General features: G+C 70.0%; 6 protein-coding genes and 1 CRISPR repeat array. All 6 genes read right to left on the minus strand.

The annotated features are described in order from the left end of the window. Window positions 1–3: 3 nt before the first annotated feature. The 6 genes from cas6e to cas3 are packed head-to-tail and all read right to left on the minus strand — an operon-like array spanning window position 4 to window position 7,929. On the minus strand, window positions 4–786 hold the full coding sequence (gene cas6e, locus IE217_RS30840) for a type I-E CRISPR-associated protein Cas6/Cse3/CasE (RefSeq protein WP_190181247.1): 783 nt from the start codon (window positions 784–786) through the stop codon (window positions 4–6). Continuing rightward, window positions 786–1,508: a type I-E CRISPR-associated protein Cas5/CasD gene (gene cas5e, locus IE217_RS30845; protein ID WP_190181248.1), complete on the minus strand. Its 723-nt coding sequence runs from the start codon at window positions 1,506–1,508 to the stop codon at window positions 786–788. Before cas5e ends, cas6e begins: the two co-directional genes overlap by 1 nt. Further along, entirely contained in the window at window positions 1,505–2,698 is a 1,194-nt protein-coding gene (cas7e, locus tag IE217_RS30850) for a type I-E CRISPR-associated protein Cas7/Cse4/CasC (protein ID WP_190181249.1), read from the minus strand. Before cas7e ends, cas5e begins: the two co-directional genes overlap by 4 nt. After that, complete coding sequence (gene casB, locus IE217_RS30855; protein ID WP_190181250.1) at window positions 2,695–3,381, minus strand: type I-E CRISPR-associated protein Cse2/CasB; 687 nt, start codon at window positions 3,379–3,381, stop codon at window positions 2,695–2,697. Before casB ends, cas7e begins: the two co-directional genes overlap by 4 nt. Next, the gene (gene casA / locus IE217_RS30860) at window positions 3,378–5,072 is read right to left on the minus strand and encodes a type I-E CRISPR-associated protein Cse1/CasA (RefSeq protein WP_190181251.1); all 1,695 of its coding nucleotides are present in this window, start codon (window positions 5,070–5,072) and stop codon (window positions 3,378–3,380) included. The genes casB and casA overlap by 4 nt, the downstream gene beginning before the upstream one ends. After that, complete coding sequence (cas3, locus tag IE217_RS30865) at window positions 5,065–7,929, minus strand: CRISPR-associated helicase Cas3' (protein WP_444545576.1); 2,865 nt, start codon at window positions 7,927–7,929, stop codon at window positions 5,065–5,067. Before cas3 ends, casA begins: the two co-directional genes overlap by 8 nt. A 295-nt stretch (window positions 7,930–8,224) precedes the next feature. Continuing rightward, window positions 8,225–10,085: a CRISPR direct-repeat array (repeat unit 29 nt; unit sequence CTGCTCCCCGCACCCGCGGGGATGGTCCC). Window positions 10,086–10,169 lie beyond the last annotated feature (84 nt).

Consider the following 10,169-nt stretch of genomic DNA (forward strand, 5'->3'; position numbering starts at 1 on the left):
GTCTCACCTCGCCGTACCGACTGGGGCCAGCGTGAGCAGACCGCAGCCGTATGCCTTGGCCTTGCCGATCCCCTGGGTCAGGGCGCGGCGCAGCAGTTGCGGATCGGTGATCTCCAGTCGCCCGTCGAAGGTGACGGTGACAAGGCTGACGGGCGCCCGGCGGCCGCCCTGGGCGGCGGTGCTGCGGGACTTGTCGAAGGCGAGTACGCGTTTGTCGCGGACGGTCACTTCATACCGGTCGCCGGGGTGAGGCTGCTTGGTACGGGTGGTGCCACTGGGAAGCAGTCGCCTGTCATCTGCCTTCTCCAGTATGCGGAAGCCGCACGTCTCCTGACGCTTGAGGAGCCAGCCCATCTGGTGCACCGGGGTGAGATGTGCGGTGCGCTTGGTCGGTTCGTCGTCCTTGCGGCGGGCGTGGTGGACGGGGTTGGCGGTGAGGCGGAACGCCCACTTGTCCCCCGCGGTGAGCCGGTCGAGGAGTGGGCCGTAGGGGCGGCTCTGCCAGCCTGGCTCGGCCGGGTCGGCGGCGGCTGCGGCGGGCCAGCCGGCTTGTTCGACGAGGTGGGTGAGGTCGGGCCGGTCGGGGCTGACGACGTACAGCATCACTTCGGCGCGGGTGGTGTGGTCCAGCCGCCACAGCACCCGCGGGCCCTCTGAAGGGGGTGTGTCTGTGGGCAGCAGTGTCGGGAAGGACGACATGACGGCCGCGTGCATGGCCTGAGGGGAGGACAGCAGGCGGCGGGCACCGGACCGCGCGGTGTTCACGCGGAAGCGGGTGAGGAACATCAGGCGCTCTCTTCGTCCAGGGCGTCGAACGGGTCATGCCGCGGCAGTTGCCGGGCGGACGGGTTGGGGATACGCACGCTGTAGCTGACCTGGGTGCGCAGAGCGTGGCGTCGGTGCTCCGCGGCGAAGCTGAGCGGCTGGTCCCGCAGGGTGTCCGCGGTGTTCTGCTCGTGTGCGTCCGCCTCGCGAAGCACGGTCAGTTCGACGTCGTTCTGGCCGCGGTACTGCCTGCGGTACCAGGGCGATGCCTGCCACGGTTCCTCGCGCAAAGCGTCCTGCAGACCGGCGTGGTCGTGGAGGTGGAGCTCGACGGGGAGGGAGGGCGGGCAGGAGCGACGGCCGAGGAACGGTGCGTAGACCGGCGCGAGGAGAGCTGCGTGCAGTTCGGCGAGCAGCCGGTGGTCGCCTTCGAGGGCGGCCAAGAAGACGGCGTCGGCGAGGTAGAAACGATTGGACAGTGGCATGGATTTACCGGTGACGCCGTGGTGGGCGGTCTGGAAGTCCCGTACCCGAGTGCCTGGCTGGTCGATCCGGACGCCGAACCGCAAGGCGGCCAGCGGCCTCAGCTTGTTGTCGTCGCCGCGTTCGATGCCGGCTGCCGCAGCGAGTAGGCCGATGACGCCACTCTTGGTGGGGGCAGACTCCGTGGTACGGCGGGCGAAGCGGGCCGAGGCCCCCCAGGATTGCAGGGGGCCTGCGAGCCGGAGGGTCAGGACGCTCATGCGGGCTTCTCCAGGCGCTCGGCGACGGCCTGGCCGATGGCGGCGACGAGTTCGCCGATGTTCTGTGACTCGGCGCCGATGCCGGCGAGCTTCTGCGTGTTCGGGCCGACGCGCAGCACCCAGGTGAGAGTGGACTCTTCGTCGCCGTAGGCACGCTCGATGTCGGGGATGTACGCGGCCAGACGCTCTGACGCCTCGCGGACGTAGCCGCCGCTATCGCCCCGTACCGGGTCCTCGAACGCGGCGACGAAGCTGACGGGTCGGGTGGTGCGCAGCTTGACGATCACCGCGTCGGGCAGTGTGTGGTGCCCGAAGGTGTTGATCTTGCCCGTGGGCAGGGAGGCGATGAAGCCGTGGACGAAGGCCTCCACAGCTCGGCGGACCGGATCGGTGCGCGGCTCGTCGTCGCGCAGGCCCTGTCCGAGGTTGGCGGCGAGCTGGTGGACACCGAGAGCGGCGTAGCGGTACAGGGTGGCGGAGTTGAAGTCGACGGTGCCGATCATGCCGGCGCCGGTCTCTGCGTCGGTGTTCTCGTCGTCGACGGCGGTGTAGTAGTCCGACTCGTTGTCCACGCGGTGGACGCTGATGGCGTGAGCGACCTGGACGGCGGCGTCGACATTGATGTCGGCGTCGTCGGCCACCATGCGGCCGAACAGGGCGATGTCGACGGAGTGGAGAGTGTCGGCGATCTGCTTCGCCCGGCCCTTGTTCTCCTTGTCCTTCAGGTACGCCGTGATGTCGGCGGCGCCCTCGACGGCGAGGCGGGCCAGGCCGTCGAGTTGGCGGGAGCTGAGAAACACCAGGTACTTGGATTCGGGTGCCGGTTCGGGCTCACCGTCCTTGGCCGCGGCCGCCTTGCGCTTGGGAACCTCGGTCTTCAACCCGGTTGCTTTCACGGTCTCGTCCGCGATTCGCAGCGCGGTCTCACCGGTGAGGGAGGGATCGAGCGCGGTGATCCGGTCCGCGACTGCCTCCACGATCTTCTTGGTCCGTACGCCGAGCTCGCTCGCGTCCAGCAGGTGTTCGTCCTTGAAGTACGTACGCGTGGCTCGCTTCCATGCCTGGCTGGAGACGCGGGCGCGCGGCACTCCCCCGTACACCGCGGTCTTCGGGGCACCGGTGTCGTCACGGTTGATGTTGCTGGGCGGGACGGTCTGCAGGGCGTGTACGTCGAGGAAGATGCGGTTCACGAGGCGTCCTTGTCGATTTCCGTGGTGCTGGTGGTGTCGGGGCCGGCGGAGGGGGACTTGCCGTCGGTGGGCTTGCCGTGCCAGGCGTGGAAGGAACGGCCCCACTCCCTGCGGACGGTGTCCGCGCCGCCGGGCCACTGCCAGGTGTAGAGCTGTCCGGCGAGCTGAGCGTGATCCAGTTCGATGTCCTCGCGGCGCAGCAGGACGACGATGTCGCGCAGCCGTTGGGCAAGAACGGTCAGGTCGGGGGCGGTGCCGGCCCGGACCAGGCGCTTGTGCACAGGTTCGTCGATCTCGCCGGGCTTCATCATCCGGCGCACCGCGGCTCCCAGGCCCCGGCGGCGGCCTGGCCGGTCGGCCTGATACATGCCGGTGCGGCGGGACTGCTGGTGCAGCGCGTAGAGGGTGAGTGCGACGTGCAGGGCGTCCTCGGCCCGGATCAGTTCGTTCTCGCTCAGCGGCCGGGCACCGTCCGGCGTTTCGTGAAGGGGACCGGTGTCGATCAGCGCCCACAGGTCGGGCAGTTGCCCGGCCTCCCGGCCGGCGCCGCGGCGGAGCCGGGCGAGGGCCGCGACGGCATGCGGCTGATCATCGAGGTAGCCTCGTTGGAGGGCGGCGATGTGGCCGGCGGCGAGCCGGGCGACGCGCTCGCGTGGGGTGGCAGGTGCGGTGACGGTGGTCATGCGGGTGCCTTCACGGTGGTTTCGAGTGCCGGGCTTGCGTCCGCATCCGGCGGCATGTCAGGGGAATCAGGGCGCCCGAGGCCCTTGTACAGAGCGGCGCGGAACCACTTGCCGGCGAGTGCGGAGTTGAGCCACTCGGTGCCGTGCTTGAGCTGGACGATCCGGCCCTGCCAGGCGGCGTCCCCGGCCGCAGTCATCAGCCGGTCGCCGAGCCCACCGACGATCTTGTACACCTGCTGCTGCCAATCGGCGCGCTGCGCATAGGGGTCGTCGGTGTCGGCCAGGTGTGCGAGCCAGGTGCGGTAGGGGGCCTCGAGGAGACCGTAGGCGAGATCGCGCGCGCTGGAGCGGGGCCCGTCCATCTCGGTGCCGGCCGCGCGGGCCAGGTTGGTGGCGAGGTCGCCTACCGCATTGACCGCAAGATCGGCGTCGCCGACGGCCGCGACGGCCTGCTCGGCGTAGCGCCGGTCCTGCTCATGGAGCAGGACGACGGCCATGGCCACGTGGTCGTCGACAATCTCGTCGATTACAGACTGCTGCGTGCCGTAGCGTGCGCCGATGATCCGGGCCCGGACGAGGAAGCCGCGTTCCAGTTCTCCCTCCGTCACCAGGCGAGCCACCCACTCCAGGATCCCCGGCCGCAGGTAGTCGGCAGGCTCCGCTCCCTGGGCCCTGACAGCCTCGTTGGCGATCAGGGCGCCGAGCCCGCGCCATGCGGAACGCTCGGGAGAGTGCTCGCGCGGCAGATAGACCGGACTCTTGCGGAGCTTTGCCTCCTGAGGCTTGCTGCGCCGCCAGGCGGTCATCGGCTCTCGGTGCTGACGGTCGCGGGCGGTGAGGGGGTCGCCGTAGCCGAGGACGACGCCGTGCACGCCGGTCTCGTCGAAGTGGAGCCGCAGGCGCCGCGTCTGCCAGGTGTACAGGTCGCGTACACCGGTCGGGGCGCGCTCGGCGCCGCCCGGGCCGCACGGCTCCCTGCGCCACGCCGGCGCGTCCGCTTCGTCGATCTCCAGGTTGGAAGTGTCAGCGGCAACCAGGTTCAAAAGCAGCGTCTCGTGCAGCGTTCGACCTTCGACGAAGACGCCGCCGAGGTTCCCGGCCCAGCCCACGCCGAGCGGGTAGACCTTGCCTCCCTTGGCGCGCTTGTCGCCTTCCACGCCGGTCTTGATGCCGGAGGTGTCGTAGGCGTGCGCGTGGACTACCCAGCGGGCTGCCTCGGCGAAGGTGAGCCGCTCGACGGTGGGCATGCGGGCGGTGAAGAACGGTTCTCCGTTGGGAACGTCGGCCACGATCCGGTTGAGGGAGAACACCTCGTCCTTCGCCGTGCACAAACCCGCGGTCTGGAAGAACGGCGTCTTGGCGTCCAACAGATCGAACCGGCCTCGGTGCGCCTCGAGGTACACGCCGACCGGCGCGAAGCAGTTCTCGTCCGCCCACAGCTCCGCCCACGCGTCGGCGTCCTGGGGCCCGCCGAGTGCGTCGTGTGCGACCGCGAGCAGCAGACGGACCAGGGCGAACTCCTGGGTGGGCAGGTCACCGACGATGCGCCGCAAGTCATGGGCCTGCTCGAACACCTGGCGCAGTGACAACTCGTCCTGACTGCCGTCCCTTCTGAGCACGGGGATCCACGGCCGGACAGTGAGGTCGAACGACAACACTCTGTCGCCGTTGTTCTGGTCGGTTTCAGGCACGGGTCACCTCGAGGCCGTCGCTGGGGCTGTACCGGAGGCAGAAGCCTGCCAGGTGGGTCTGACAGTCCTCGTTGAGCGGCAGGATCAGCTGGCCGGCGAGCCAGTGACTGTCCTTTCCCTGCCAGGCGGGCACATACAGTTCCTCAAGCTCGTCGATCGCCCGGTCCATGACGTCGGCGTAGCTGAACTGAATCGGCAGCCGCAGTCCGCAACTTGCCGCCGTGCGGGCCGCGAACGCGGTCGGCACCTGGTCCGTGGGCAGTGGCAGCCCGGCGCGGGGGCGGCCCTTGCGGTCCGGTGCGAGCCAAGGCACCGTGGCGAAGGTCCCATCGGCGCGCCGGTGTACGACCACGACCTCCAGACTCTCCCGGCTGTCGCGGACTTGGGCCCTCCCTTGACGGGTGTCGTCCGCGTCGCCGACCCCCGCTGCGACCCAGCCGAACAGTGGCCGACCGGGGCGGGCGGCGGCGTCAAGTCGGCACGTTGCGGCCCGCTCGGCCTGGTCCGCGCGATGCTCCTCGAAGTGCGCGCGGGCGGTCTGCAGCGCCTCCGTCCAACTGGCCGGGCCGTCGGACTCTTCGGCGTAGGCGTGCTGCACCAGTGGACTGATGTCCGCCGGCAGCCTTACGGGGCGCCTCTGACCGCCGTCGAGGTGCGGCAGCAGGGCGGCAGCGGAACGCAGCAGCGCGTACGCCCCGTAGACGGCGCGCGAGCCGCGCACCGGCTGGGGTACAGGGGTGTTCCAGTCGACACCGGTGACCAGGCAGCGGGCCTGGCGCAGCCGCTCTGGCCGGTCGGTCTGTTCCTCGCCGCCGCGCAAATGCCGGTGCAGGCGTCCCATGCGCTGCAGCATGAGGTCGACCGGGGCAAGGTCGGTGACCAGCAGGTCGAAGTCGACGTCGAGAGACTGCTCGGCGACCTGGCTGGCAACGACGATGTGTGCTCCTTGCGGCCGGTCGGCCTTGCCAGGCCGCCCAAATCTTCGCAGAAGGCCTGCGTCCTTGGCGGCACGGTCGACGTCGATGAAACATGAGTGGGCGACGGTGACGTTCGCCTCACCGAACCTCTCCCGCAGCGCAGCAGCTGCTTCAAGGACACGGCGCACCGTGTTGCGTACGACGACGGCACAGCCGCCTTCGGCCAGTTCCGCCTCCAGCCGGTCGGCTAGTACGTCAATGTCGTCGTCGAGCCGCTCCACCTCGACGTCCGTGCCGCGGTCAGAGGCCTCAGGGCGCCGCATGACCGGCTCGCCCCCGGCCGTGACCGCCGTCAGGAGCGGATACTCGTCGGCCTGGGCAACAGCATCGAACGAGACCACGGCGTCACCGGTGGCCTTCCCCGCGTACGCCTCGGCCAGCTCCCTTCGTCGGCCGGCCGGCAGAGTCGCGGAGAGCACCACCACCGGCACCCGGTAAGCACCCAGCCAGGACAGCACCCGGTCGAGATAGACGCTCATGTACGTGTCGTAGGCGTGCGCCTCGTCGATGACGACGACCTTCCCGGCGATCGCAAGGTGACGCAGCGCCAGGTGCCTGCTCTTGAGCCCGGCGAACAGCAGTTGATCGACCGTACCCGCGACGAACGACGACAGCATGGCCTTCTTCCGCCCCCGCAGCCAGGCGTGGGCGACGAGTTCGGCGGCAGCGAAACGGTTCCGGCTCATCGGCCGCCACTCACGCTCGTCGGATCCGTCCACGTCGACCGCGGCGACCTGTCGGCCCCTGCCCATGAGGTCGGCGAAGTCGTCGTTGAGAGCAGCCTTGGAGTGGGCCAGCTGCACCGAGTAGGACACCCCCTCCGGGGCCGGGAGACGCTTGAGCCACTCCAACAGACGGGGGAACATCGCGTTGCCGGTCGCCATCGTCGGCAACGCGAAGAACACGCCGCCCGCCCCGAACCGCGAGGCAAGGACCTCCACGGCGGCGAGCGCGGCCTCCGTCTTCCCCTCCCCCATCGGCGCCTCGATCACCATCAGCCCCGGCTCATCCATGCCCCACGCCAGTTCGACAGCCGCCTCCTGCACCGGCCGGACCTTCGCCCCAGGCGGAAGGTCGAACCGGGAGACGAAAAGTTCCTGGACATCCCCGACCGGTTCCTTGGCATGCCACGGGCCCGGCAGGTCCAGTCCATGCCAGGCGGCCGCGACCCGCTCGGGGCCCGTACGAGGTACATCCTCAGGAAAGTAGGGGAAGAGGTCGGGATTGCTGGCAATCCAGTCCGAGACGATGACCAGTGCAGAAAGCAAGACCTGCGCTGGTTGCGGCAGTTTCACCGCCTGCCACGCCGCCAGGCGCTCCCGTACGCCGAACTCGTCCGCGCATCCGTCGAGCAACTCCTCCTGCACCCGCTTCCACAGCACCCGGCTCGACCCGTGCGTACGCAACAGATGTGGGTGACCGTCGAGCGCCTGGATCTGACCGTGCTCGGGCGGCACGCCGTGGTGCCCGCCGACCGCGACCGTGAACTGCCCAGCCTGCTTGACCGTCCAACCGTGCCGCTCCTCCAGCCACTCCCCCAGCAGCACCTGCCCGGCCAGCCCGTGCGGTGCGAGCCGCCGATCCGCGCCCATCGCCTGTTGCGAGCGCATATCCAGCCCATGGCCACGCATGACCTGCGCCAACTGCTCTACCTGGCAGGCGAAGGCGGGCGTCGCCTTCCCGATGTCGTGCACACCGGCCAGCCACACCACCAGCCGGCGCGCATCCACTTCCCCACCAGGCAGCGCGCCGGCGATCAGCCTCCGCACGGACAGCGGCAACCACTCGTCCCATAACCGCCCGGCCACGGCGGCACTGTCTTCCATATGCCGCCACAAAGGCAGCCACCGGTCGGAATCACGCTCGTGCTTGGCCCACACGCTCAACGCCGGCCCACCCAGCCGGGCGCGAAGCCCCACTGGGGTGCCCCCCTCGCCTGTCATGCCAGATACATACAGGATGTAGATGAAGAGTGAAGCCAATATGAAGAAAACGGAGAGGCTCTATCGTTACCCGGAGCGCCGCACCGCAGACCGCGAGCAGAAACGACCTCGGATGGACTTTCGATTGACAGCCCCAAAAGGAAGCCAAGCGGGAGATAGGTACCTTTTGCCGGATTCTACGAAACTCATGAAAACCACGGCACCTGCGTCATAAACCCGCAGGCCGCACAGTCTGCTCCCCGCACCCGCGGGGATGGTCCCGGCCACGCGGGCGAGACCTACTCGCAGTCGAACTGCTCCCCGCACCCGCGGGGATGGTCCCGGCGCGCAGCACAGCCGGCCCCCCCCCTCCCGTCCTGCTCCCCGCACCCGCGGGGATGGTCCCCGCTCCACCGCGACCGGCGACATCACCGTGCACTGCTCCCCGCACCCGCGGGGATGGTCCCGGAAGTGAGTATTGGTCTGGCCACGGCCGTTTCTGCTCCCCGCACCCGCGGGGATGGTCCCAGATGCCTTACGACCGACAGCCGCCCTCGGGTCTGCTCCCCGCACCCGCGGGGATGGTCCCCTGGATCAAATGCGTGTGGTTCGAGTGCGAGACTGCTCCCCGCACCCGCGGGGATGGTCCCCTGCCGTGGGCGGGCCTGAGCGGCGAAGACCGCTGCTCCCCGCACCCGCGGGGATGGTCCCTCAAGGACTTGCAGGCGGAGAACGACCGCCTGCTGCTCCCCGCACCCGCGGGGATGGTCCCGTCACCCGCTGTCCGAGCCGGGACTGCGCCGACTGCTCCCCGCACCCGCGGGGATGGTCCCGGCACCCCCAAGAGCGGCAAGCCCACCAGCAACTGCTCCCCGCACCCGCGGGGATGGTCCCTACATGTCCCCGGTCGGGGACGACCCGCGCCACTGCTCCCCGCACCCGCGGGGATGGTCCCTTCACGCCGCACCGCAGCGAGCACACGTGGGACTGCTCCCCGCACCCGCGGGGATGGTCCCCTCTACCCGTGGTGGACCGGCGGCCGGGAGATCTGCTCCCCGCACCCGCGGGGATGGTCCCTCCACAAGACGGCCACGTTCACGGCCAGCCCACTGCTCCCCGCACCCGCGGGGATGGTCCCTCTCCGCCGAATTCCACAGCCTCCTCGACGCCCTGCTCCCCGCACCCGCGGGGATGGTCCCCACAGGCCGACGGCCCCGCCGAGGATCACGGCCTGCTCCCCGCACCCGCGGGGATGGTCCCCTCGGGCTTGACACCCTGGGGTCCCTGCTCGACTGCTCCCCGCACCCGCGGGGATGGTCCCGAGACCCGCGCCAACACCCGCGAGGCACAAGCCTGCTCCCCGCACCCGCGGGGATGGTCCCGGGGTCAGCTGGACGCCGACCTCGTCGAGGGTCTGCTCCCCGCACCCGCGGGGATGGTCCCTCGATGTTCGACCCGGCTACGGACGGCACCCTCTGCTCCCCGCACCCGCGGGGATGGTCCCACCGGCTGGGTGAAGGTCGGGACGAGAGGGGTCTGCTCCCCGCACCCGCGGGGATGGTCCCCGGCCACCGGGCAAGGGGGGTTCGCCATTTCGCTGCTCCCCGCACCCGCGGGGATGGTCCCCTCCACGTGGAACGCCAGCAGACCGAAGGGATCTGCTCCCCGCACCCGCGGGGATGGTCCCTGAGCTACGGGTCATGGGGGAGGGTCGGGAATCTGCTCCCCGCACCCGCGGGGATGGTCCCGTCGGCCAGATCGACCCCAAGACGGGTTACGTCTGCTCCCCGCACCCGCGGGGATGGTCCCGATGCGGACTTCTATTGGCTGCCCGAGGGAGTCTGCTCCCCGCACCCGCGGGGATGGTCCCAGGAACTCGGCGAGGTGGTCGCGGATCTGTGACTGCTCCCCGCACCCGCGGGGATGGTCCTCAGCCGGACGTGGCTATCGCCTCGTTGGAGAACTGCTCCCCGCACCCGCGGGGATGGTCCCCCGACCGTCATCGGCATGATCTGTGCCGCGCCCTGCTCCCCGCACCCGCGGGGATGGTCCCGCCCTGGGTTCAACGACGTCCAGGATTTCGGCCTGCTCCCCGCACCCGCGGGGATGGTCCCGAAGGGCCCCACGCTCCCTCCCCCCCCCGTTATCTTCTTCGCGGTCCTGCAAGAGGGCCGCTGGCCTCCGGGTCCGGCATGACT

The organism is Streptomyces naganishii JCM 4654, from assembly GCF_014650575.1.
GTDB lineage: Bacteria > Actinomycetota > Actinomycetes > Streptomycetales > Streptomycetaceae > Streptomyces > Streptomyces naganishii.